Annotated in this window: 19 protein-coding genes; 15 read left to right on the top strand and 4 right to left on the bottom strand. The window is 68.2% G+C overall.

The features are described from left to right. The first annotated feature begins 36 nt into the window (after nucleotides 1–36). The 5 genes from M2390_RS14730 to hutI all read left to right on the top strand — a co-directional run bounded on the left by M2390_RS14730 (nucleotide 37) and on the right by hutI (nucleotide 5,958). Nucleotides 37–738, top strand: a complete 702-nt coding sequence (locus M2390_RS14730; protein WP_259179838.1) for an FABP family protein — start codon at nucleotides 37–39, stop codon at nucleotides 736–738. A 138-nt stretch (nucleotides 739–876) separates the two neighbouring features. Further along, nucleotides 877–1,992: a folate-binding protein YgfZ gene (locus M2390_RS14725; protein ID WP_259180001.1), complete on the top strand. Its 1,116-nt coding sequence runs from the start codon at nucleotides 877–879 to the stop codon at nucleotides 1,990–1,992. 81 nt (nucleotides 1,993–2,073) lie between these two features. Further along, nucleotides 2,074–2,826 carry a phosphoglyceromutase gene (locus M2390_RS14720; protein WP_030148185.1) on the top strand — a complete coding sequence of 251 codons (753 nt, stop codon included), beginning with the start codon at nucleotides 2,074–2,076 and terminating at the stop codon, nucleotides 2,824–2,826. 216 nt (nucleotides 2,827–3,042) lie between these two features. Continuing rightward, nucleotides 3,043–4,722 (top strand): urocanate hydratase, encoded by a 1,680-nt coding sequence (gene hutU / locus M2390_RS14715; RefSeq protein ID WP_259179835.1) that lies wholly within the window; start codon nucleotides 3,043–3,045, stop codon nucleotides 4,720–4,722. 60 nt (nucleotides 4,723–4,782) lie between these two features. Continuing rightward, on the top strand, nucleotides 4,783–5,958 hold the full coding sequence (gene hutI, locus M2390_RS14710) for an imidazolonepropionase (RefSeq protein WP_259179832.1): 1,176 nt from the start codon (nucleotides 4,783–4,785) through the stop codon (nucleotides 5,956–5,958). Nucleotides 5,959–6,097: 139 nt separating this feature from the next. On the opposite strand, the gene M2390_RS14705 is transcribed toward hutI, so the two are convergent. The 3 genes from M2390_RS14705 to hutH all read right to left on the bottom strand — a co-directional run bounded on the left by M2390_RS14705 (nucleotide 6,098) and on the right by hutH (nucleotide 9,496). Next, nucleotides 6,098–6,811 (bottom strand): type 1 glutamine amidotransferase domain-containing protein, encoded by a 714-nt coding sequence (locus M2390_RS14705; protein WP_259179831.1) that lies wholly within the window; start codon nucleotides 6,809–6,811, stop codon nucleotides 6,098–6,100. Nucleotides 6,812–7,093: 282 nt separating this feature from the next. Continuing rightward, nucleotides 7,094–7,876, bottom strand: a complete 783-nt coding sequence (locus tag M2390_RS14700) for an IclR family transcriptional regulator (protein ID WP_259179828.1) — start codon at nucleotides 7,874–7,876, stop codon at nucleotides 7,094–7,096. 60 nt (nucleotides 7,877–7,936) lie between these two features. Next, entirely contained in the window at nucleotides 7,937–9,496 is a 1,560-nt protein-coding gene (hutH, locus tag M2390_RS14695) for a histidine ammonia-lyase (protein ID WP_259179826.1), read from the bottom strand. 247 nt (nucleotides 9,497–9,743) lie between these two features. On the opposite strand from hutH, the gene M2390_RS14690 reads away from it, so the two are divergent. From M2390_RS14690 to M2390_RS14645, 10 genes are all read left to right on the top strand, one after another. Continuing rightward, nucleotides 9,744–10,685, top strand: coding sequence for an arginase family protein (locus M2390_RS14690; protein ID WP_259179824.1), 942 nt, complete (start codon nucleotides 9,744–9,746; stop codon nucleotides 10,683–10,685). Next, nucleotides 10,682–12,145, top strand: coding sequence for an amino acid permease (locus M2390_RS14685; RefSeq protein ID WP_030148192.1), 1,464 nt, complete (start codon nucleotides 10,682–10,684; stop codon nucleotides 12,143–12,145). Before M2390_RS14690 ends, M2390_RS14685 begins: the two co-directional genes overlap by 4 nt. A gap of 74 nt (nucleotides 12,146–12,219) precedes the next feature. Continuing rightward, entirely contained in the window at nucleotides 12,220–12,918 is a 699-nt protein-coding gene (locus M2390_RS14680) for a GntR family transcriptional regulator (RefSeq protein ID WP_259179822.1), read from the top strand. Nucleotides 12,919–13,075: 157 nt separating this feature from the next. Then, complete coding sequence (locus M2390_RS14675; RefSeq protein ID WP_255505759.1) at nucleotides 13,076–13,771, top strand: YoaK family protein; 696 nt, start codon at nucleotides 13,076–13,078, stop codon at nucleotides 13,769–13,771. A gap of 56 nt (nucleotides 13,772–13,827) precedes the next feature. Continuing rightward, on the top strand, nucleotides 13,828–16,710 hold the full coding sequence (locus M2390_RS14670) for an AtzH-like domain-containing protein (RefSeq protein WP_259179820.1): 2,883 nt from the start codon (nucleotides 13,828–13,830) through the stop codon (nucleotides 16,708–16,710). Continuing rightward, on the top strand, nucleotides 16,710–17,969 hold the full coding sequence (locus tag M2390_RS14665; protein ID WP_259179818.1) for an alanine--glyoxylate aminotransferase family protein: 1,260 nt from the start codon (nucleotides 16,710–16,712) through the stop codon (nucleotides 17,967–17,969). The genes M2390_RS14670 and M2390_RS14665 overlap by 1 nt, the downstream gene beginning before the upstream one ends. Then, nucleotides 17,966–19,300 carry an allantoate amidohydrolase gene (locus tag M2390_RS14660; protein ID WP_259179816.1) on the top strand — a complete coding sequence of 445 codons (1,335 nt, stop codon included), beginning with the start codon at nucleotides 17,966–17,968 and terminating at the stop codon, nucleotides 19,298–19,300. The genes M2390_RS14665 and M2390_RS14660 overlap by 4 nt, the downstream gene beginning before the upstream one ends. Next, nucleotides 19,275–20,657, top strand: coding sequence for an allantoinase AllB (gene allB / locus M2390_RS14655; protein ID WP_396823213.1), 1,383 nt, complete (start codon nucleotides 19,275–19,277; stop codon nucleotides 20,655–20,657). The genes M2390_RS14660 and allB overlap by 26 nt, the downstream gene beginning before the upstream one ends. Nucleotides 20,658–20,814: 157 nt before the next feature. Further along, nucleotides 20,815–21,984, top strand: coding sequence for an NAD(P)/FAD-dependent oxidoreductase (locus M2390_RS14650; RefSeq protein WP_259179814.1), 1,170 nt, complete (start codon nucleotides 20,815–20,817; stop codon nucleotides 21,982–21,984). 4 nt (nucleotides 21,985–21,988) lie between these two features. Continuing rightward, entirely contained in the window at nucleotides 21,989–22,849 is an 861-nt protein-coding gene (locus M2390_RS14645; RefSeq protein ID WP_259179813.1) for an RNA polymerase sigma-70 factor, read from the top strand. 70 nt (nucleotides 22,850–22,919) lie between these two features. Here the strand turns inward: M2390_RS14645 and M2390_RS14640 are convergent. Continuing rightward, on the bottom strand, nucleotides 22,920–23,285 hold a 366-nt coding region (locus tag M2390_RS14640; protein ID WP_259179812.1), incomplete at its 5' end, for a hypothetical protein.

Genomic DNA, 23,285 nt, shown 5'->3' with positions numbered 1-23,285 from the left:
GTACAACCTGTACCGCGGTCAGCGCTAGGTTCTCGAATGATTGAGATTCCGACCGGTCTGCCGGCCGAGGTTGTTCCGCTGTCCTGGCTGCTCGGCGTCTGGGAGGGCACCGGCGTGCTGTCCTATCCCGTGGGCGATGAGCGGGTGGAGCGTGAATTTCGTCAGCGGGTGAGCTTCAGCCACGACGGTCAGTCGTACCTGAACTACAGCTCGCAGGCCTGGATTCTTGGCGGCGAGCCCGCGGCTCCCGGCGTTGTCGGGTTTGCCGATGTGGCAGCGGATGCCGATGCCGCGGATCCCGTGGACCCGGACGCCGCCGACCCGTCGGAGACCGTCGCCGAGATTCTGCCGCTCGCGGCGGAGACCGGCTACTGGCGTTTGCACCGACCGCTGACCCCCGGTGACGCCGGCCCGGCAATGCTCCCCGCCCGCGCCGACGCCCCCTATACCGATGCCGAGAGTGTGGAGACCCTGCGTAATGACGCCGGCGGTTTCGATATTCAAGCCTCGATCATCCACCCGGATGGCGTGAGTGAGCTGTACCTGGGCCAGATCGTTGGCCCACGCATCGATTTGGCGACCGATGCGGTGCTGCGCGCGGCCGGAAGCAAGGATTACACCGCCGCAACGCGGATGTACGGGCTGGTGGACAACCACCTGCTGTGGGCGTGGGACATCGCCGCGCTGGGTCAGGAACTGACCTCGCACGCGTCCGCACGTCTCGCGAAGGTCGACTAGGTGACCTCGCTCCCGCGAACCCCGTTTGCCGCGCTGCCCGGCGCGATTGTGCCCGAGGCCGTGGCGCCGTCGGATGCGTTTACCGTGGATTCCACTCCGGCGGGTCAAACGGATGCGTCCGCCGACGCGGACCGGGCGATCACCGAGGCAACACGCGGACCGGCCGACCCCGGCGTGCCCGCGCACTACGGCAATCCGCTGCGGGAGCAGCGCGCGCTGGATGCGGGAAAGGCGCTGGTGGACCTCTCCACCCGCACCGTTCTTGAACTGCGTGGCGAGGACCGGTTGACCTGGTTGAACTCGATCACCTCGGGCTTGGTCACCGCCCTGGCCGTGGGCGATTCGGGGGAGACCCTGGTGCTCAGCCCGCAGGGGCGGATCGAGCATGCGGCCGGCCTCATCGATGATGGGGTGTCGCTGTGGTTGCTGCCGGAGTCTTCGTCGGCCGAGGCTCTGGTGTCCTGGCTGCTCAAGATGCGTTTCCGTGCCCGGGTGGAGATCCTGGACCGCACCGAAGACCTCGCGGTGATCGGACTGTTGGAACGAGACGGCGGGATCGCCCTCGAAACCCTGCCCGCCGCCGCACCGAACGGTGTGCCGCTGATCTGGCGTGACCCGTGGACCCAGGTGGTGGACGGGGGTTGGCAGTACTCGCGCCCCGAAACTCACCCGGGAGTGGACTTCACCTGGCGTGAGGTGCTTGTGCCGCGTTCGGCCCTGGCCGAGGTCGCCGCCGCGCACCCGGCCGCCGGCTCACTTGCGGCCGAGGCGCTGCGGGTTGCCGCGTGGCGTCCGCGAGAGCTGAGCGAAGTGGATGACCACGCGATCCCGCATGAGACCGACTGGCTGCGCTCCGCCGTGCACCTCAACAAGGGGTGCTATCGCGGTCAGGAGACCATCGCCAAGGTGCACAACCTCGGACACCCGCCGCGCCGATTTGTCCAGCTGCACCTGGACGGCTCGGAGGGCTTCCTGCCCGAACCCGGTGCCGAGATCCGCGCCTTCCGCGACGGTGAACCACGCATTGTTGGTAAGGTCACCTCGGTGGCTAACCACTATGAGTTTGGTCCGATCGCACTCGGCCTGATTCGCCGCGCCGTGGATCCCTCCATCGAGTTGGAGGTTGCCCGTCCCGTCGGCGAGAACGAGGAACCCGGGTGGCTGGCTGCTGCCCAGGAAATCATCGTCCCGAGCGACGCAGGCTCGGTCGCCGACATCCCGCGCCTGCCACGCATCGGCGGCCGCCGAGCGTAGTGCATCCACGACACCCGCATACGGGTATCCGTGCACGCCAAATTTTCCCCGTGTCGACGGGGGCCTCGATAGACTGGTGTCATGACTGAGCCCTATACCCTTATCCTGCTGCGTCACGGTAACAGTGACTGGAACCAGAAGAACCTGTTCACCGGTTGGGTCGATGTTCGCCTGAGCGACCAGGGTGTTGCCGAGGCCGCCCGCGCCGGCGAGCTGCTGACCGAATCCGGTCTGCGTCCCGACGTGCTGTTCACCTCGGTGCTGACCCGCGCCATCCAGACCGCCAACATCGCCCTGGACAAGGCGGACCTGGCCTGGATCCCGGTCACCCGCTCCTGGCGTCTGAACGAGCGTCACTACGGTGCGCTCCAGGGCAAGGACAAGGCCCAGACCCTCGCCGAGTACGGCCCCGAGCAGTTCCAGACCTGGCGTCGTTCCTTCGACGTACCGCCGCCCGCGCTGGCCGCGGACGCCGAGTACTCGCAGGCTCACGACCCGCGCTACGCCGACATCGATGGTGAGATCCCCGAGACCGAGTGCCTCAAGGACGTCATCGAGCGCATGCTCCCCTACTGGGAGGGCACCATCGCCCCCGAGCTGGTTTCGGGCAAGACCGTCCTGGTCACCGCCCACGGCAACTCGCTGCGCGCACTCGTGAAGCACCTCGATGGTATCTCGGATGACGAGATCGCCGAGCTGAACATCCCGACCGGTATCCCGCTGGTGTACCGTCTGGACGCCGACCTCAAGCCGATCGGTGCCGCCGAGTACCTCGACCCCGAGGCCGCCGCTGCCGGTGCCGCCGCCGTGGCCGCCCAGGGCGAGAAGAAGTAACCTTTCGTCCCAACACAAAGCCCCCGAGACCATGCGGTCTCGGGGGCTTTGTCCGTTGCGGCAGTTGGACCCTTGTTTGATCCCGACGGATCCGTGACCGAACTTTCACCACTCTGGGGAGGTCTGGCACCCCAGACAGACCGGCCGGGACGGGCATTGTTCCGGGGGTGCGGGACCGGTTGGATTGGGTCAGGCAGACAACGAAAGGTCTTCAACATGGCACTCCCTGGGGCACGTCCGGTTCGCGCGGCGCGAGGTACCGAGATCACCGCAAAAAGCTGGCAGACCGAAGCCGTGCTGCGCATGCTGCACAATAACCTCGACCCCGAGGTAGCCGAGCGCCCCGACGACCTCGTCGTCTACGGCGGCACCGGCCGGGCCGCACGCGACTGGGCGAGCTTCGACGCGATCACCCGCGAACTCACCAACCTCGATGACGATGAAACCCTGCTGGTGCAGTCCGGCAAGCCCGTCGGCGTCTTCCGCACCAACGTGTGGGCACCGCGCGTGCTGATCGCCAACTCCAACCTCGTCGGCGACTGGGCAACGTGGCCCGAGTTCCGTCGCCTGGAGGCCGAGGGCCTGACCATGTACGGCCAGATGACCGCCGGATCCTGGATCTACATCGGCACCCAGGGCATCCTCCAGGGCACCTATGAAACCTTCGCCGCGATCGCCGAAAAGCGCTTTGGCGGCACCCTCGCCGGAACCCTGACCCTCACCGGCGGCTGCGGCGGCATGGGCGGCGCGCAGCCCCTCTCGGTCACCCTGAACGGCGGGGCCGTGCTGATCGTCGACGTCGACATTGATCGCCTGAACCGCCGCGCCGGTAAGCGCTACCTCGACCGCGTCGAGACCGACATCGACCGCGCCCTCGAACTCGTGCTTGAGGCCAAGGAAAACCGCACCGCCCTCTCGGTGGGCCTCGTGGGCAACGCCGCCGAGGTCTTCCCCGAGCTGCTTCGCCGCGGCGTTCCGATCGACATCGTGACCGACCAGACCTCCGCCCACGACCCGCTCTCCTACCTCCCGATCGGTTACACCGTCGCCGACTGGGCCGAGCGCGCCGCCGCCGATCCCGAAACCTTCACGATCGACGCCCGCGCCTCGATGGCCGCACACGTCAAGGCGATGGTGGAGTTCCAGGACGCCGGTGCCGAGGTTTTCGACTACGGCAACTCGATCCGCGACGAGGCACGCCACGGCGGCTACGACCGCGCGTTCGAATTCCCCGGATTCGTCCCCGCCTATATCCGTCCGCTGTTCTGCGAGGGACTCGGGCCGTTCCGCTGGGTTGCGCTCTCCGGCGATCCCGAGGACATTCGGGTCACCGACGAGGCCATGCTTGAGCTGTTCCCCGAAAACGAGCACCTGCACCGCTGGATCCGCGCCGCCCAGGAGCACGTCGAGTACGAGGGCCTGCCCGCGCGCATCTGCTGGCTCGGCTACGGCGATCGGGCCAAGGCCGCTGTGCGCTTCAACGAGCTGGTGGCCGAGGGCAAGGTCAGCGCCCCGATCGTGATCGGCCGCGACCACCTCGACTCCGGATCGGTCGCCTCGCCCTACCGCGAGACCGAATCGATGGCCGACGGCTCGGACGCCATCGCCGACTGGCCGCTGCTCAACGCCCTGACCGCCGCATCCTCGGGTGCCACCTGGGTGTCGATCCATCACGGGGGCGGCGTGGGCATCGGTCGCTCGATCCACTCGGGTCAGGTATCCGTCGCCGACGGCACCCCGCTGGCAGCCGAGCGCCTCTCGCGTCTGCTGACCAACGACCCGGGCATGGGCGTAATTCGACACGTGGATGCCGGCTATCAGCGGGCAGTGGATGTGGCCGCCGAGCGCGGTGTCCACATCCCGATGGAACCGACCATCCGTAACACCGGCAACTAGGCAGGACCTCGGTTGCGGGAGCCACGGCCCCCGCAACCGAACCGCTCGGGAGGAGCGAATATGAGCACCCTGATCACCGGCATCGGCGAGCTAACCACCCACGATCCGGAGCATCCCGGCGGCCGCCTGCACGATGCGGCGGTGGTGATCGACGACGGGCTGGTTGCCTGGACCGGCCTCGCCGCCGACGCCCCCGCCGCCGACGAACGCTACGACGCCGAGGGCCGCGCGGCACTACCCGGCTGGGTCGACTCGCACACCCACCTGGTCTTCGCCGGGGACCGGACCGCCGAGTTCGAGGCGCGGATGGCCGGAGAATCATATGCCGCCGGTGGAATCAACGTGACCGTCGAGGCCACCCGTGCCGCCTCCGATGCCGAGCTTGAGCGTGGGCTGATCCGGCACCTGGAGGAAGCCTACGACGGAGGCACCACCACCCTGGAAACCAAAACCGGATACGGGTTGACGGTGGCCGATGAACGACGGTCCGCCCTGATCGCCGCCCGGCACGTGGATGAGGTCACCTTTCTCGGTGCCCACGTTGTGCCCGCCGGAAGTGACCGGGCTGCCTACCTCGACCTGGTGACCGGTGAGATGCTGGATGCGGTGGCCGACATCGTCAGCGCGGTGGACGTCTTCTGCGAGACCGGCGCGTTCGACGAGACCGAAACCCGGCGCATCCTGGAGGCTGCGGGTGCCCGCGGGCTGGCAACCCACGTCCACGGAAACCAGCTCGGGCACGGTCCCGGTGTGCGCCTGGCGGTCGAATACGGATCGCTCAGCGTGGACCACCTGGGGTTCTTGACCGATGCGGATGTGGACCTGCTGGCCGGATCCACCACCGTCGCCACGGTCCTGCCCGCCTGCGACCTCTCGACCCGCATGCCGCTGGCCCCCGCCCGACAGCTGGTGGATGCGGGGGCTCACCTGGCCATCGCGACCAACGCGAATCCGGGGACCTCCTACACCTCCTCGATGGGATTCGCCGTGGCCACCGCGGTGCTGCAGATGCGGCTGACCGTGGCCGAGGCCGTACACGCGGCCACCCACGGCGGTGCTCGGGCGCTGGGCCGACACATCGACCGGCCCGGTAAACCTCGAGTGGGCGAGCTCACGGTGGGGGCTCGCGCCGATGTTCAAATACTCGATGCGCCCTCGGTGACCCACCTGGCGTATCGTCCCGGCATGCCGCTGACCCGCGCGGTCTGGCACGCCGGATTACGCGTTCGCGGATAACAGGGGAATCGGGATCCGCGAACGATCACGGGCCGACCGGGGAGCTGCACCTCGGTCGGCCCGTCAGGGGAGTGAAGCCGCTGGCCCACCCATCGGAATGGGGGTGGGCCAGCGGCGGCTTAGTGGGCGAACCGCGGCGCTATGCCCGAGCCTGGAGGAGTTCAAGCAGTTTGGTCGCCGCCAGACCGGAGGAGACGTTTTGCTGTCCGGTCACGAGGTTTTTATCCACCACGATGTGCGGAGACCAGGCGTCTGCCTCCTCAAACAGCGCGCCCGCGAGCTGTAGCCGATCCTGGAGCAGCCAGGGGGCATTGCCGGCGAAGGATGCCCCATTTTCTTCCTCGTTGGTAAACGCGGTCAGTCGGCGTCCGCGGAACGCCCAGGTTCCATCCTCACGTGCGGCGGAGAGGAACCCCGCGGGACCGTGGCAGACGGCTCCGACGAATCGGTCCGGGGAATCGAGGTTCGCGATCAGGAGCTCTCCGAGTGTGGGGTGGACCGCGAGATCCTGCATCGGGCCGTGCCCACCGACGATGAACACAATGTCATAGCTGCCCGGTTCGACGCTCTCCAGCGCCAGCGGTGATTCCAGCGCGTCGCTGAGGGACGCCAGGAAGGCCTTCTGACGTTCCACAAATGCCGGGTCCCCGTCGTTGAAGCCAACCTCATAGCTGTACTGGTCAACGGTCGCGGATCGACCCGCGGGCGTCGCGATATCGATGGTAAGACCGCCCGCGGTAAACACCTCGTATGCCTCAACAAACTCCCGCGCCCAGAAGCCGGTGGGATGAGGGGTTCCATCTTTCATGGTCCAGACGGTGGCGCCGGTAAGGATCAACAGCACGTTTGACATTGGAGTCCTTCTTTCTGTGCCCGTATGTGGGGGTTGCTAAAAACCTAAGGACGTTTTTGCCGGGTTTCAAGACCTCGGGTGGGCCCCGGACCGGTGAAATCACGCGCGAAAATGCCGGGAAGCCCGATTAAACCCGTAAACCATGCGGTTTTTAAGGATCACAAAAATCGGCGAGTTTTCCGCTGTTTGGACTCGCTGTTCTGTGCACGCCCGGGCGTGTCGTGCACAACACAGCAACGCCGGATGAGAGGCCTCATCCGGCGTTGATTATCGTGACGGTGTTTATTGAGTTCGACCGTAAATGCGCTGGGTCAGGGTGTCCGCGGTGTTCTGCACCTGCTCGACCAGGCCGGCGATGGCCGTCGGATCCACCGAGTTCGCGGGGAAGGTGACCGCGAGGCCCGCGACCGGCCAGCCACGGTGGTCGTGGACCGCGCAGGCGACGGAGGACAGGCCCGGGCTGACCGATCCCTCCTCGGTCGCGTAGCCGCGGCGCTGTACCTGGCCGAGCACCTCGCGCAGTCGGCCGTAGCGGGTGATCTCATCGGGGCCTTCGCCGCGGGACACAAAGGATTCTTTGTCCGGGAAGAGGGCCCGGACCTGGGCGGAGGGCATCCCGGCGAGAATAGCTCGCCCGGTGGCGGTCAGCGGGGCCGGCAGGCGCACGTCCACATCGGTGACCAGCGAGGGGGCATTGCGGGCGCGTTCCTCCACGATGTAGAGGACATCGCGGCCGTGCAAGACCGCGAGGTGCGCGCTGGCCCCCACCCGGTCCACCAATCCCGCGAGCAGCGGACGGCCGAGCCGGGATAGCGGCTCCTGGCGCGCATAGGCCGAGCTCAGGGCCGCCGCGGCGACCCCGAGTCCGTAGCGCTTCTCCTCGGCCAGGTGAAGCACAAATCCGTTGCGCACCAGCACGTTGAGCAGGTGGTAGACGCTCGATCGGGGCAGATCCAGCTGGGTCGCGATCATCGAGGCGGGCAGGGGCCCGCGCTGGGTGGAGAGCAGGGTGAGGATCTGCAGCGTCTGTTCCGCCGCGGGTACCCTCGATGCTTCGCCAACCATGTTTCACTCCCCAAACCGATGGATCTCCCCGGTCGTCATCGAACGGAGGTTGTCTCCAGCCTAGTCAAGCAGACCGATGGCGTCCTCAACAGCGGCCAAAACGGCGCCGGATTCCACCAGTTCGGTGGCGGCGGTGATGGTGGGGGAGAGGAACTCATCGGTGTTCGGGGCGGCGATCCGGGTCCGGAACAGCGTGTGTACGGCTCCGGTAGCGGCTCCCGGACGCTGCTCGGGTGCGTCGTTCAGACGGAAGTCCAGCGCCCGGGTCGAGGCCAGCAGTTCGATCGAGAGGACGCGGCGCAGTCCGTCGATTCCCCGGCGCAGCTTGCGGGCGGCGGCCCAGCCCATAGACACGTGATCCTCCTGCATCGCCGAGGAGGGGATCGAATCCACCGAGGCGGGAACCGCGAGACGCTTGAGCTCGGAGACGATTCCGGCGGCGGTGTACTGGGCGATCATCAGGCCCGAGTCCAGACCCGGGTCGGCGGCGAGGAACGGCGGCAGGCCGTGGTTGCGGGAGGTGTCGAGGAAACGGTCGGTGCGACGCTCGGAGATGCTGGCGAGGTCGGCCACGGCGATCGCCAGGAAGTCGAGCACGTAGCCCACCGGTGCCCCGTGGAAGTTTCCGTTGGACTCGACCCGTCCATCGCTGGTGACCACCGGGTTGTCCACGGCCGAGCCCAGCTCGATCTGTGCGACGCTTTCGGCGTGTGCCATCGTGGCTCGCACGGCCCCGTGTACCTGGGGCGAGCAGCGCAGCGAGTAGGCGTCCTGAACCCGGGTGAACTGGCCCTCCACCGGACGCTGAATCAGCCCCGAGTCGGCGAGGACTCGGCGCAGGTTCGCGGCGCTGTCGCGCTGACCGGGGTGCGGACGCAGCTCGTGCAGATCGGGGGCGAACACCGCGTCGGTGCCCCGCAGGCCCTCGATGCTGGCGGCGGCCGCGATGTCCGCGACCCGGACCAGCTTCGCCAGGTCGAACAGGGCCAGCGAGAGCATGCCGAGCATGCCGTCGGTGCCGTTGATCAGCGCCAGACCCTCCTTTTCGGCCAGTACCACCGGGGTGATTCCGGCCGCGGCCAGGGCCTCGGCGGCGTCCTGACGGCGACCATCGGGTCCGTCCACCTCGCCCTCGCCCATGACCGCGAGCGCGCAGTGGGCGAGCGGGGACAGGTCTCCCGAGCAGCCCAGCGAACCGTACTCGTGTACCACCGGGGTGATGCCCGCGTTGAGCACGTCACGGTAGGCTTCGGCGGTTTCCAGGCGCACCCCCGTGTGTCCGGAAACGAGGGTGTTCAGACGCAGCAGCATCAGCGCGCGCACGACCTCTCGCTCGACCTCGGCGCCGGTGCCGGCGGCGTGGGAGCGCACCAGGCTGCGCTGCAGCTGGGCACGCTTCTCGGTCGGGATCTGCACGTTAGCAAGCGCCCCGAAACCGGTGGAAACGCCGTAGTGCGGGCGGGTATCGTTGGCCAGCTCCTCGATCACGTCCCGCGCCGCGCGGATCCGAACCGCGGCCTCCGGGGCAATCTCGATACGGGCATTTTCGCGGGCAACCCGAACCACGTCATTGATGGTGAGGGTCTGCGCGCCGAGGGTGATGGTCTGTGTGATGCTCATGATTTGATTTGAGCGCACCGGCGGCGAAAGGCCAACCCGACCCGTGCGGCAATTGTCTGGTATTCCAGACCTGTTGCGAAACCCAGACGGATTCTGACGCCTGTCGAGCCGCGCCCGAGCCGCGCCCGACCCGCTCCCGGTCCGTTCCCGCTCCGCGAAAACCCCTCGGCACGACGTCTGACAGACCAGACACAAGTGGGTATGCACCCCGTACACCCCGAGGGAATTCCCGCGGTACGGTCGGGGAATGAGTACCCCATCCCTGCACGATGATCCGCTCTGGCCTCGCACTGGCGCCTGGCCCTCCCGTGGATCACTGCCGGGCGGCAGAGTCGCCGACCTGGCCATTATCGGTGTGCCCACGTGGCGCACCTCGCTCTCGCCCACCGGCGCGCAGCACACCCCCGACGCCATCCGAGACGCGCTGCGGCGCTACTCGGGACACAGCGTCAGTCTCGATGGCGCAACCGACATCGTGATCGAGGAGGCGCTGCGCCTGGTGGACGACGGAAACCTCGCCGATCCGGACACCCCGGAGGGGGAGGCTTCGGCCATTCGCACCCTGCGCGAATTGGCCTCCGACACCGAACTGCTCATAAGCTTGGGCGGAGACAATGCGGCCACCGTTCCGGCCGCACTCGGGGGATTTGGCGATAACCTTGCCACCGCCGGGCTGATCACGATCGACGCGCACCATGACCTGCGCGACGGAGTGAGTAACGGATCCCCGGTACGCCGCCTCATCCAGGCGGGCCTTGAGGACACCCGGGTGGTCCAGATCGGCATCGCCGACTTCGCCAACTCCCGCGCCTACCGTGAGCGGGCACGCGAACTGGGCATCACCGTGATTCACCGCGATGCGCTCCACGATCGCACCCCGCAGGACATTGCCCATGAGGCCCTGGCCATCGCGGGTGCTGCGGGCGGACCCGTGCACATCGATGTGGATGTGGACGTGTGCGATCGCAGCGTGGCCCCGGCCTGCCCGGCATCGGTGCCGGGTGGATTACAGGCGCATGAACTGCGTCGCCTCACCCGGGCACTGGCCCGGGATGCGCGGGTACGCTCGCTCGATATCACCGAGATCGATGCCACCGCAGACACCGCGGACGGCCGGACCATCCGGCTCGCCGCCCTCCTGATTCTTGAGGCCGCTACCGGCCTGATCCAACGAAAGGCTGCCCAATGAGCGCCGAACCGAAAACCCCGCTCGCGCCGCCCGCGAGCGCCGGAGCCCCCGGCGTGATGCGCCGCGGCCTCACCGCCCGGCACATCCGCTTCATGGCCCTCGGCTCGGCGATTGGAACCGGCCTGTTCTACGGTTCCTCGGCGGCGATCAAGACGGCCGGACCCGCGGTACTGATCGCCTATATGATCGGCGGTGCGGCGGTCTTCATGGTCATGCGTGCCCTCGGCGAGATGGCCGTGCGCCACCCCATCTCGGGCTCGTTCGGGCAGTATGCCTCGCGCTATATCGGCCCCTTCGCCGGCTTCCTGACCGGCTGGACCTACACGTTTGAAATGTTTGTGGTCGCCCTGGCGGACGTCACGGCCTTCTCGGTCTATATGGGCTTCTGGTTCCCCGATGTGGATCGCTGGATCTGGATCCTGGCGCTGATCTTCTTCATCGCCGCGGTCAACCTGATCTCGGTCAAGGTGTTTGGTGAGCTGGAGTTCTGGTTTGCGCTGATCAAGATCGTGGCCATCATCGGCATGATCGCCGGTGGCATCGCGATCATCGTCTTCGGCCTGGGCAACCAGAGCGAAAATGCCGCGGGCCTGGCGAACCTCTTTGATCACGGCGGCTTCTTCGCCGGCGGATTTATGGGCTTCCTGGCCGCGTTCACCATCGTGATGTTTGCCTTCGGCGGCATCGAGGTCATCGGTATCACCGCCGGCGAGGCGCAGAACCCCAAGAAGGTCATCCCCAAGGCGATCAACTCGGTGCCCGTGCGCATCCTGCTCTTCTACGTGTTGACCCTCGGCGTGATCATGATGATCCAGCCCTGGAACACCATCGACGGATCCAAGAGCCCGTTCGTGTCGATCTTCGACGGGCTGGGCCTCACCGGCGCCGCCCACGTACTGAACGCGGTCGTGATCACCGCGGCGATCTCGGCGATCAACGCGGATATCTTCGGTGCCGGACGCATGCTGCACGGCCTGGCCGAGCAGGGCCACGCACCCAAGGCGTTCACCAGCCTGACCCGCACCGGGGTGCCGTGGCTCACGGTCATTGCGATGGCCGGCGCGTTGCTGGTGGGTGTGGTGCTGAACATCCTCTTCCCCGATCAGATCTTCTTCCTGATCGCGGCCCTGGCCACCTTCGCCACGGTGGTGGTGTGGCTGATGATTTTGATCTCGCATATTCGGATGAAACGCGAGATCGCCCGCGACAATCTGCTGCCCAGCGAGTTCCCGGTTCCGCTGTGGCCCGCCGCCTCCTGGGCCGCGGTTGGATTCATCGTGTTTGTGATCGTGATGATCGGTGTGGTGCCCGGCACCCGGGACGCCCTCTGGGTGGGACTGGTGTGGATCGCGATTCTGGCGCTCAGCTACCACTTCCTGGTGAAGCCCGCCGGCAAGAAGCGACGCGAGCTGGAGGACACCACGGCCCCGATTCGGATCATTCCGCCGAGCGAGCGCTAACCTCCGCCCGAGCCAAACACACGCCGCCCGGCATCCCCACGGATGCCGGGCGGCGCTGTGCTAACGTGACCAGCATGTCCGCCGTGATTCCCAACAGCCTGAGCGAGCGGGTGTTTGAGCGGATCCGCGACCGGATCATCGACGGCACCCTGGCCCCGGGCGAGCGCCTGCGCGAACGCGAGTTGGCCACCGAGCTTGAGGTATCCCGGGTGCCGGTGCGCGAGGCGTTGCCGCGGCTGCTGGACGCCGGGTACATCGCCGCGGGGCCCGGACGTGGCACCGTGGTGCGCGACTTTGACCGCGCCGAGGTGATCGAACTCTTTGACGTGCGCGCGCACCTGGACGTGCTGGCCGCCGAGTCCGCCGCCCGCAATGTGGCGGCCGGAGCGGATACCACCGCGTTGGCCGCGGCACTGGCGGCGGTGACCGCGCGGGCGACGTCGGATGGGGCTCGGAGCGATAGCGCCCGGGCCGAGGTATCCCGAACCGAGGCGTCGGATGGGGCCACCGCCGCGGCCGCGGTCCTGCATGCGGAGATCGTCAAACTTGCCGATAACTCGCTGCTGACCCGGCTGCTGCGACCGGTCCTGGATATGGATCGACGCCTGGCGGCCCACGCCTACCGTGAGGACCACGATGAGGCGGTGGACGAGCACCGAAGTCTTGCGGGAGCCATCCTGCGGGGACGGCCGGAAGCCGCGGCGGGCTTTGCTCGCGCCCATGTGGCCGAGGCCAGACAGCGCGTTCTTGACGCGCTCAACACAACCAGATAAATCCCAACTGGGTATACCGAAATGTTCACCGGCCCGAGGGGGTGGCGGGAATTTACATGTTAGAAACATGATCGCCGCCAAGTGGACTTTCGCATTGCCTAGTTTGGGTATACCGAGGCGGTGACCGTTGGGTCCCGCGTCAGCGGAGGGATCACGGGTGACCACACCATCACAGCACCGGACAGGCGGCGTCTCGCACGTCGCCCTGATGCTTGCACTCACGTTCTCCACCGGCATCATCGATGCGGTGGGCTATGTCGGCCTGGACCGGGTGTTCACCGGCAACATGACCGGCAACGTGGTGCTGCTCGGCATGGCCCTGGTTGGCGCCGATCATCTGCCGATCCTCGGCCCGGTGATCGCCCTCTTCTGTTTCATGGCGGGGGCCGCGATCAGCGGACGACTGGCCCGGGGCAGTGAACCCGGTTGGACCCGCCGCAACACCACCCAGCTGGGCATCGTCGCCGCGGGTCTGATCGCCTGCGCGGTGATTGTGCTGACCCTGCCGGTGGTGGACATCACCCCGCTGGCCCTCACCGTAACCGGCCTGCTGGGAGCCTCGATGGGGCTGCAAGCCGGCGCGGCGCGGCACCTCGCGGTGGCCGATGTGACCACCGTCGTGGTGACCTCCACCCTGGTTGGCCTCGCCTACGACTCCGTGCTGGGTCGCGGCGCCACCCACCCGTGGCTGCGCCGAGCCCTCGCGGTCATCCTGATCGGGCTGGGGGCCGCCACCGGTGCCTGGCTGCACCGGTTCGGGCTGGCCCCGGGCATCCTGGTGGCCGCTCTGATCACCATCGTGGTGGCCTTCCTCGGCCACCGCGGAGCATCCCGCAGCGAGACCCGCGCATGATCGCGGGGCGAGCGCCCCATCATGAGGGCATCCCGGTGCCCGGAAAGACACCGCCGATGACATCCCCCGCGCTCGCCCCCTCCTCGCCCGAATCTGCCGCGGTGCTGCCCGTTTCCGTGCCCGAGTCTGCCGCCGCGCTCCCCGTTTCCGTGCCCGAGTCTCTCGACGAATTGTTACCGAACGGATCCCTCGGATTCGGACGGCCCGATCCCGGCACCCCCGAGATCGGGATCGGCCCGATCCTGCAGCGCGGCACCGGTCCGATTCGCGCCGCCCACTACGTACCCGCGGGCGTCGATACCGTGCTCTGGGGGCGTCTGCCCGCCGCCGGTGATGCGCCGATCCTCAGCGTGGATTCCGGCACCGAGGTCACCATCGATACCGTCAGCCATGAGGGGTTGCTGGAAGACCAGGGCGGGGACCCTGCCACCTTCTTCGGTGCGCACGGGGTGCCCCGAAACCGTGTCCTGGATGATGCGGTAGAAATTGCCAGTTTGGTGCCGCGCAATGCGGGTATCGATGGGCCGCACGTGGTGTCGCGGCCGATCGAGGTGCGGGGTGCCCGGCCCGGCGACGTCCTGGGAATCACCCTGGTCGAAGCCCTGCGCCGGGTCCCGTACGGGGTGATTTCCAACCGGCACGGACGCGGTGCGCTGCCCGATCGGTTCCCCGAGGGACCCGAGAACGTGAGCGTGTTCAGCCCGGTGATGCCGAACGACCCCACCGACCTCGTAGCCGATGCCCCCGCCCACGGCAGCGTGCCGCTGCGAACGGGTGCGCCCGGATCCGGGGGTGACCCGCGGACACCTACGTCCGGCTCGCAGCCCGGTCTGGTTGACGGCGTCGCGCCCGGGCGCGCGACCTTCCCGCTGCGACCGTTCCTGGGAATCATGGGGGTCGTGGTGGCCGAGACCGAGCGTCCCCACTCGGTGCCGCCGGGGATGCACGGTGGCAACATCGATGTGTCCCTGCTGGTGCCCGGCACCACCATCTATCTGCCCGTGCAGGTGGCCGGGGCCCTCGCCTATGTGGGCGATCCGCACTTCGCCCAGGGGGACGGTGAAGTGTCGCTGACCGCGCTGGAGGCTTCGCTGCGGGTGACCGTGCGCTTCGATCTGGTGCCCGCGGCCGCGGCCGCGGCTCGCTGGGGAACCCTGAGCGCGCCGCTGATCGAGACCCCCGAGTTCCTGGTGCCCTGCGGCCTGGGAGACACCCTGGATGAAGCCATGCGCGCCTGCGTCGGCGCGAGTGTGGCGCTGCTTGGTGCCCGCTTCGACATGGAGCCCCACCTCGCCTACGCCTACCTCAGCGCCGCAACTGACTTCCGGATCTCCCAGGTGGTGGACCGCGTGGTGGGGGTGCACGCAACCATCCGTCGCAGCGATTTTGAGGGCGATCAGAACCTCGGCGCGCTGATCGCCGCCAGCGAGTCCTATGAGGCCGCGCTCGCCGCGAATGATACCGATGCACTGGACACCGCCTTTATCGAGGGACCGGATGCCCTGCGCGCCGATGCCCACGGGATTCTGCGCGGATCCGAGGCGATCTCGCGCTTCCGGGGGCGTCGCGGCGGAACGGCCCGGCGCGAGGTTGTGGGGCGCGATGTGCGTTGGATCGATCCACACAACGCGCTGATGGTCATCGAAACCCGCACCCTTTCCGGCGGACGTGGGCTGAACACGCAGCACTGGACACTCGGCCCGGGTGGCTGGCGGATTGCGCTGGCACAGGTGGCCGCCCCGGCCGCGGCCATCGACCCGGCCGTCTGGCGGATCGTCGGCACGCCGCTGGTTCCGGCGAGCGCCGACGGGGTGCTGGCGGGGGAGCGGATCGCGGTCAAGGACCTGTTTGCGGTTGCCGGGCAGCGCATCGGTGCCGGGGTTCCCGCCTACCTCGCCGAGGCCGAGTCCGAGAACGAAATCGAGCCCGTCCACGCGCCGGCCCTCGCCGCCCTGCTGGAGGCGGGGGCCGAGGTGACCGGAATCGCCCAGACCGACGAGTTCGCGTACGGGCTCACCGGCACGAGCGGTCCGCACGCCCCGGCGGCGAACCCGGCCGCCCCCGGACACCTGCCGGGGGGATCCACGAGCGGCCCGGCCGTGGCCGTGGCATCGGGACAGGTCAGCATCGGATTGGGCACGGACACCGCCGGGTCGATTCGTGTGCCCGCCGCCTATCAGGGGCTCTGGGGGTTGCGCACCACCCACGGACTGGTGTCCCGTGCCGGGGTGCTGCCGCTGGCTCCGAGTTTTGACACCGTCGGCTGGCTGACCCGATCCCCGGAGCTGTTGGGCCGCGTGCTAGAGGCGAGTGTGCCGGGGCTGTCCGTCGAGGCGAGTGTGCCGGAGATTCTGTGCCTGCCCGAGCTGCTCACCGGGGTCGCCCCGGACGTGCTCTCCGCCTATCACGCGGCCCTCGAACGCCTAACCTCGCAGGGGCTGACAATCACCGAGCTGGCACCCGCTCACCTTGCCGAGGTGCCCGAGGTCTTCCGGGTGGTCCAGGCTGGGGAGGCCCACGCGGCGCACGGAGAGTGGGTGGCCGCACATCCGGGCACCCTCGATCCGGCGGTTGTCGAGCGATTCCGGGCCGCCGCGAACCTGGACCCCGTGGTTCTCTCCGCTGCCATAACCCGGCTGCCGGAACTCCGGGCGCACCTGAACGCCGCCCTCGGCGAGCGCGTGGTGCTGCTGCCCACGACCCCCGGACCGGCACCCCGGGTGGACGCGGATCTCGCCGAGTTGGACCGGGTTCGCGCCCACACCCTGCGCCTGACCACGCTGGCCTCCCTCACCGGACGTCCGGCGCTCGCCTTCCCGGTGCCGCGGGCACCGGGTGCGCTTCCGATCGGGCTGAGCCTGATCGGTCCGCCCGGCAGCGAGTACACCCTGCTTGCGCTCGCCGAAACCCTGTTCCCCTCAACCGTTCGGGAGATTTGATGTCCATCCATACTCAGGTTCCAGCCTTTGCCTCCGAACCGATCGCGCCGCCGCAGCGGCTGCTGATGGGGCCGGGACCGATCAACGCCGATCCGCGCGTGCTGCGGGCGATGTCGGCGGGGCTGATCGGCCAGTTCGACCCGGCGATGACCGACTATATGGGCCAGACCCAGGAACTCTACCGCCGGGTGTTCCAGACCCGCAACGAACACACGCTCCTGGTGGACGGTACCGCTCGCGCGGGCATCGAGGCCGCGCTGTTCTCGCTGATCACCCCCGGGGACCGCGTGCTGGTCCCGATCTTCGGGCGCTTCGGCGGGCTGCTGCGCGAGATCTGCGAGCGGGCCGGGGCCGAGGTGCACGTGCGCGAGATCCCGTGGGGCACGGTGTTTCGGCCCGAGCAAATTGCCGAGGCCATCGCGCAGACTCGGCCCGCGCTGGTGGCGATGGTCCACGGCGACACCTCCACCACGATGCTGCAACCGATGGAGGGCCTGCGCGAAATCTGCGACCGCTACGGCGCGCTGCTCTACACCGACGTGACGGCCTCGCTCGGTGGCAACCCGTTTGATCAGGATGAGCTGGGCATCGATGCTGCCACCGCCGGACTGCAGAAGTGCCTGGGTGGCCCCTCGGGCAGCGCACCCGCCTCGTTTTCCCCGGCGGCGGTCGAGCGGATCGGCCGCCGGCACAGCGTGGAGGCGGGCCTGCGCGATCCCGGACAGTTCCCCTCCGAGCACCGCATCCGCTCCAACTACTTCGACCTCGGCATGATCTTTGACTACTGGGGTGCCACCCGGCTCAACCACCACACCGAGGCCACCAGCATGCTCTATGCGGCGCATGAGTGCGCGCGGATCATCGTGACCGAGGGGCTGGCCGAGACCATCGAGCGCCACCGAGTACACGGCGCGGCGATGCACGCCGGGGTGCTTGGGCTCGGGCTGCGCGACTTCGGTGAGGCCCAGTACCGGATGAATAACGTGGTGGCCGTGCACATCCCCGAGGGGGTCAACGGTGACGCGGTGCGAGCGGACATGCTGACGGACTTTGCGATCGAAATCGGCACCTCGTTCGGGCCGCTACACGGCAAGGTGTGGCGGATCGGCACGATGGGCTACAACGCCCGCCGGGACACCGTGCTCTCGACCCTTGCCGCGCTGGAATCGGTGCTGGTGCGTCACGGCGTCTCGGTGCCGCGCTCGGGCGGGGTCGAGGCCGCGCTGGACAGCTATCGCGGCGAGGGGAACCCGGCGTGAGCGCCGAGGGCACCCTGATCGCCCGCCGCATTGCCGAGTTGGCCGCGGTGTCCGCCCGCCCCGATGCCCTGGAACGGGTGCACCTGAGTCTGGAGCACTCGGCGGTCAACGCGTGTGTGGGCACCTGGTTTGCCGAGGCCGGGCTGGAGGTCCGGATCGATGCGGCCGGCAACCTGTGTGGGCGGATCGAGGGGCGCGAGCCCGGGCTGCCCGCGTTGCTGCTCGGCTCCCACCTGGACACCGTGCCCGATGCCGGCCGCTTTGACGGGATGCTCGGGGTGCTGCTGGCGCTCGCCGCGATCCACCGCCTGGCACCGCGGGCGCGGCATCTCCCGTTCGCGCTGGAACTGGTCGCGCTGAGCGATGAGGAGGGTACCCGGTTTGGGACCGCGCTCTCCGGTAGCCGGGCGCTCGCCGGAACGTTTGATCCCGCCTGGTGGGACATTCAGGACGGCGACGGGGTGACCTACCGCGAGGCGGCGCGCGCCTTTGGACTCGACCCCGCCCGCATCGGCGAGGCAGCCCGGGCCCCGCACGAGCTGGTGGGGTACCTGGAGGCGCACATCGAACAGGGGCCCGAGCTGCTGGATCAGGATCGGCCGCTCGGCGTGGTCTCCTCGATCGGGGCGGCCACCCGCTCCCGGATCACCCTGACCGGACGTGCCGGTCACGCCGGGGGCACACCCTGGCCGCGTCGCCGGGATGCGCTGGTCACCGCGAGCGAGGTGATTCTGGCCATCGAGTCCATCGCCCGGGAAGCCGGTGCCCTGGCCACGGTGGGCACCATTCAGGTGCTGCCCGGCGGGGTCAACGTGATCCCCGGGATCGCCGAGTTCAGCCTCGACCTGCGCGCCGAATCCACCGAACTACGCGTGGCAACCCTCGAGCGGATCCTCGATGCCACCCGCGAAATCTGCGAACGGCGCCGGGTGATATTCGAGTGCACCGAAACCTACCGGGCCGACGCGGTGACCTGTGCCCCCGCTCTGCGCGCCGCCGTGGAAACCGGGATCGCCCGGGCCACCGCCGCCCCGGTGCCCGCCCCGATCTGGAGCCGGGCCGGACACGATGGCCTGGCCATTGCCACGATCACCGACGTGGCCATGCTGTTTGTGCGCTGCGGGAATGAGGGCATCAGCCACCATCCCGATGAGAGCGTGCTCGATGCCGATATCGAGGTTGCGCTGGAAGCGCTGACCGCGGCGATCCAGGCGTTCGCCGAGGGCTTCCCGCCTCACCCATCCCCTTGTTCCCTTCCTTTTCCCACCTCCCCGGATGGAGCAACCCCCGATGTCCCACACCCCGATGTTCGCGACCCCAAAAACGGGTGAGAACCCCATCGCTCAGCCTCTGGTGGCACCCGATCTGATCATCCACGCCAAGCGTGCCCTGATCGACGGCGTGCTGCGCCCGGCGAGCGTTTACGTCACCGGCGGCCGCATCACCGCGATCACCGCACTCGATACGGAGTCGAACACCACGCTGCCCGGTATCATTCTGCCCGCGGGCCAGGTGCTCCTGCCGGGCCTCGTGGACACCCACGTCCACGTCAACGAACCCGGCCGCACCGAGTGGGAGGGCTTTGACTCGGCGACCCGCGCGGCCGCCCGCGGCGGGGTCACAACCCTGCTCGACATGCCGCTGAACTCGATCCCGGTCACCACCACCGTGGCGGCACTGGAGGAGAAGCTTGCCGCGGCGATCCCGCAGCTCCGGGTGGACGTCGGCTTCTGGGGCGGCGCGGTCCCCGAAAACGGGGCCGATCTGCGTCCGCTACACGAGGCCGGGGTCTTTGGATTCAAGGCGTTTTTGGCCCCCTCGGGGATCGACGAGTTCGGGCATCTGACCGAGGCTGAGCTCAACACGGTGCTGGCGGCGCTCGCCGAGGACGATGCGCTGCTGATCGTGCACGCCGAGTCTCCGGCGGTGCTCGACGCTCAGCCCGAATCCGTGGATGGCGGCTATCCGGAATTCCTCCGCTCACGTCCGGAGGAGGCCGAGCGGGATGCGATCCGCATGGTCATCGAGGGGCTGGAGCGCACGGGCGGAAGGGCGCACATCCTGCACCTGTCGGCGGCGAGCGCGCTGGACCAGATCCGCGCCGCCAAGGCTGCGGGCCTGCGCCTGAGCGTGGAAACCTGCCCGCACTATCTGGGGCTCAGCGCCGAGGAGGTGCCCGCCGGTGGCACCGAGTTCAAGTGTTGCCCGCCGATTCGCGATGCAGGTAACCGGGCGGCGCTCTGGGCGGCCCTGTTCGATGGAACCATCGACACGATTGCGTCGGATCACTCACCCAGCACCATCGAACAGAAGCGCCGCGGCGACGGTGACTTCCGGGTCGCCTGGGGTGGGGTTTCGGGCCTCGAGGTTGAGCTGCCCGTGGTGTGGACCGCGGCGCGCGAGTTTGGGATGCCGCTCGAGCGGGTCATCCGCCTGCTCGCCGAGGCCCCGGCTCGGCTGGTGGGGCTGAACGATGTGGGCAGCATCGCGGTGGGCAACCGCGCCCACCTGATCGCCTTTGACCCCGATGCCGCGTTCACCGTGCACGCCGAACACCTCGCCCACCGCAACAAGATTTCGGCCTTTGACGGTCGCGCCCTGCACGGCGTGGTCGAGCGAGTCTGGCTGCACGGCACCGAAATCACCGAGGACTCGGCTCCCGGCGGGCAGGTGCGTCGGAGGGGCTGATCGCGGAGCTTTCGGCGCGAGTGCGTCGGCCGGGCTGATGCCGGGCACGGAGCGGGTGCGCCGGCGGGGCTGATCCCGGGTCAGCTGCGGGGCTGTCACACTTTGGGCAGGAGCGGTGTCCTATGTCTGAAACCGTTTGTGAACGAGAGGACTCCCCATGTCAGCGCCTACCCGAGTGGTCATTATCGGTGCCGGATATGCCGGGGTGATGGCGGCCAACAGGCTCGCCGGAAGCCCAGAACTTTCGGGGTCGGTGCACGTGAGTGTACTGAATCCCCGGCCCGAGTTTGTTGAGCGGATCCGGCTGCACGAGCTCGCCGCGGGCACCCGGGAGTCGGCCACCGTCCCGATGCGCTCGCTGCTGCACGCCGATGCTGAGCTGATCGAGGGCACCGCGGTGCGCATCGACCCGGAACGGCGTCGGGTCCACCTGGCCTCCGGGGAACCCACGCTGGACTATGACGTGTTGCTCTATGCCGTGGGCAGTACCCAGCCCGCCGAATCTGTACCGGCGGCGGCATATGGGCTGCGCGATCCCGAGGAGGCGCGACGGGTGCACACGCGCCTGGCCACCCTGGACCCCGGGTCGACCGTCGGCGTGGTGGGGGCGGGCGCAACCGGGATCGAGGCGGCCACCGAAATCGCCGAGGCCTATCCGCGACTGCGCATCCGGCTGCTGTCCCGCGGCGAGATCGGCGCGAACCTCTCGGCGGCCGGGCAGCGGGCGATCGTCACCAAACTCGCGACGCTGAAGATCGAGACGCTCACCCACACGACCGTGCAGCGCTGCGAGGACTCGGCGGTAGTGACCGCGGATGGGCGCACCCTGGACTCGGCGTGCACGGTCTGGACCGGTGGATTCGGCGTCCCCGAGCTGGCGAGTCTCAGCGGTCTTCCCGTGGATGAGTTCGGTCGACTCCTGGTGGATGACACCCTGTCCTGCCCGCGCTACCCAAATATCTTTGGTGCGGGGGATGCGATCTCGGCCCCACGGGAGGTCGCAGGCCACCTGCGGATGAGCTGTGCGTCGGCGCTGCCGCTCGGCGCACATGCGGCCCAGAACATCATCGCGCTGCTCCGGGGGAAGGAACCGGCCTCGCTCTCGATCGGGTATATGATCGCCTGCATCAGCCTGGGCCGTACATCCGGGCTGATCCAGACGCTGCACGCCGATGATCGGCCGCGACGTTTCATCCTGCGGGGCCGACTCGCGGGCATCACAAAGGAACGGGTATGTGCAATGACGCTGTCGTGGCTGCGGGGCGAACGGCGCCGCAGCGGTTCCTTCGGTTGGCCCCGCGGCCCCCGGCCCACCCCCACCCGGTAGCGCGATGAGTGGCACGGAGGTATTTGCCGAACATCGATCGCTGCTGTTCACGATCGCCTATGAGATCACCGGCTCGGCGGTCGAGGCCGAGGACGTGGTGCAGGAGAGTTTTCTGCGCTGGACGGCGGTGGACCGGTCGGCAATCGAGAATCCACGGGCCTATCTGGCCAAGATCGTGACGCGTCAGGCCCTCAACGCGCTGCGCGCCGCCCAGCGCCGGCGGGAGGACTACATCGGGCCGTGGCTGCCCGAGCCGCTGCTCACGACCCCCGATGTGGCCGATCACGCGGAGCTTGGCGAATCGCTGTCCTTTGCGATGCTGGTGGTGTTGGAAACCCTGTCCCCGGAGGAGCGGGCGGTGTTTGTGCTGCGGGAGGTGTTCGACTTCCCGTATGCGGAGATTGCCGAGGCCACCGAGAAATCGGTGGTGGCCGTGCGCCAGATTTCCAGCCGGGCCAGGGCACATGTGCGTGCCCGGCGGCCGAGGTTTGACGTGGATACGCGGCGGCAGCGCGCCGTCGCCGACCGCTTCTTGACCGCGCTGCAGGGCGGAGACGTACAGTCCCTGATGGATGTGCTGGCGCCGGGTGCGGTGCTGCTCTCCGACGGTGGCGGGCGGGTGTCCGCGGCCCGAAAGCCCGTGCTTGGGGCCGAGAATATCGTTCGCTTCCTGCTGGGGATCGCCCAAAAACCGCTGCCGGACATGCGGATCGAACCGGCCTCGGTCAACGGCATGCCCGCGGTCATCGTCTGGAGCGGGGAACGGGTGGATCTGGTGGCCCTGGTCGAATCCGACCGGGACCGGGTCAGCGCCGTCTACCTGGTGCGCAACCCGGACAAGCTGGGCGCGCTGGCGGGGCGCTAACCTCAAACGGCACCGCGATCCGGGTGGATCGCGGTGCCGTTTGACGCGTACGCTTGGATTAGCGCCGTTTTTACTCAGTGCCCTCACTGGGCGAGGGACTCACCGAGGCTTCTTTTTCGCGCAATTCCTTCAGATCGTTCTGACCAATGTCTCGCGAATCCCCGGGGTAGCATCCCGAAGTTCCCGTCACACGAAACCACAAATTCTCATCGTTATTCTTCAAAGACAACTCCCCGCCCCCGGGCATATCTGCGAACACGTTGAAGTCGCCCTCGACATAACTTTTCTGCGAGACCGCGAACCCGCGTTCCCGCCAGGACTGGGCGACCGCGTTGGCAAATCCCGCGGGATCCTCGACCGGCCCCTGCATGAGTCGCCCGCCGTTGTAGTTGAAACCACTCCCTCCAATACAACGATTCGCAATCGGGCTATCTAC

It is taken from the genome of Mycetocola sp. BIGb0189 (genome assembly GCF_024810155.1).
Taxonomy (GTDB): domain Bacteria; phylum Actinomycetota; class Actinomycetes; order Actinomycetales; family Microbacteriaceae; genus Mycetocola; species Mycetocola lacteus.
The sequence above is the reverse complement of the archived record's forward strand: the minus strand, read 5'-3'. Positions and strand labels throughout refer to the sequence as shown.

Excerpts from the sequence above, each read along its gene's own strand:
- M2390_RS14730 (WP_259179838.1), top strand. The coding sequence starts at position 37 with ATGATTGAGATTCCGACCGGTCTGCCGGCCGAGGTTGTTCCGCTGTCC.
- M2390_RS14720 (WP_030148185.1), top strand. The coding sequence starts at position 2,074 with ATGACTGAGCCCTATACCCTTATCCTGCTGCGTCACGGTAACAGTGAC.
- hutU (WP_259179835.1), top strand. The coding sequence starts at position 3,043 with ATGGCACTCCCTGGGGCACGTCCGGTTCGCGCGGCGCGAGGTACCGAG.
- hutI (WP_259179832.1), top strand. The coding sequence starts at position 4,783 with ATGAGCACCCTGATCACCGGCATCGGCGAGCTAACCACCCACGATCCG.
- M2390_RS14705 (WP_259179831.1), bottom strand. The coding sequence starts at position 6,811 with ATGTCAAACGTGCTGTTGATCCTTACCGGCGCCACCGTCTGGACCATG.
- M2390_RS14700 (WP_259179828.1), bottom strand. The coding sequence starts at position 7,876 with ATGGTTGGCGAAGCATCGAGGGTACCCGCGGCGGAACAGACGCTGCAG.
- hutH (WP_259179826.1), bottom strand. The coding sequence starts at position 9,496 with ATGAGCATCACACAGACCATCACCCTCGGCGCGCAGACCCTCACCATC.
- M2390_RS14690 (WP_259179824.1), top strand. The coding sequence starts at position 9,744 with ATGAGTACCCCATCCCTGCACGATGATCCGCTCTGGCCTCGCACTGGC.
- M2390_RS14685 (WP_030148192.1), top strand. The coding sequence starts at position 10,682 with ATGAGCGCCGAACCGAAAACCCCGCTCGCGCCGCCCGCGAGCGCCGGA.
- M2390_RS14680 (WP_259179822.1), top strand. The coding sequence starts at position 12,220 with ATGTCCGCCGTGATTCCCAACAGCCTGAGCGAGCGGGTGTTTGAGCGG.
- M2390_RS14670 (WP_259179820.1), top strand. The coding sequence starts at position 13,828 with ATGACATCCCCCGCGCTCGCCCCCTCCTCGCCCGAATCTGCCGCGGTG.
- M2390_RS14665 (WP_259179818.1), top strand. The coding sequence starts at position 16,710 with ATGTCCATCCATACTCAGGTTCCAGCCTTTGCCTCCGAACCGATCGCG.
- allB (WP_396823213.1), top strand. The coding sequence starts at position 19,275 with ATGTTCGCGACCCCAAAAACGGGTGAGAACCCCATCGCTCAGCCTCTG.
- M2390_RS14650 (WP_259179814.1), top strand. The coding sequence starts at position 20,815 with ATGTCAGCGCCTACCCGAGTGGTCATTATCGGTGCCGGATATGCCGGG.
- M2390_RS14645 (WP_259179813.1), top strand. The coding sequence starts at position 21,989 with ATGAGTGGCACGGAGGTATTTGCCGAACATCGATCGCTGCTGTTCACG.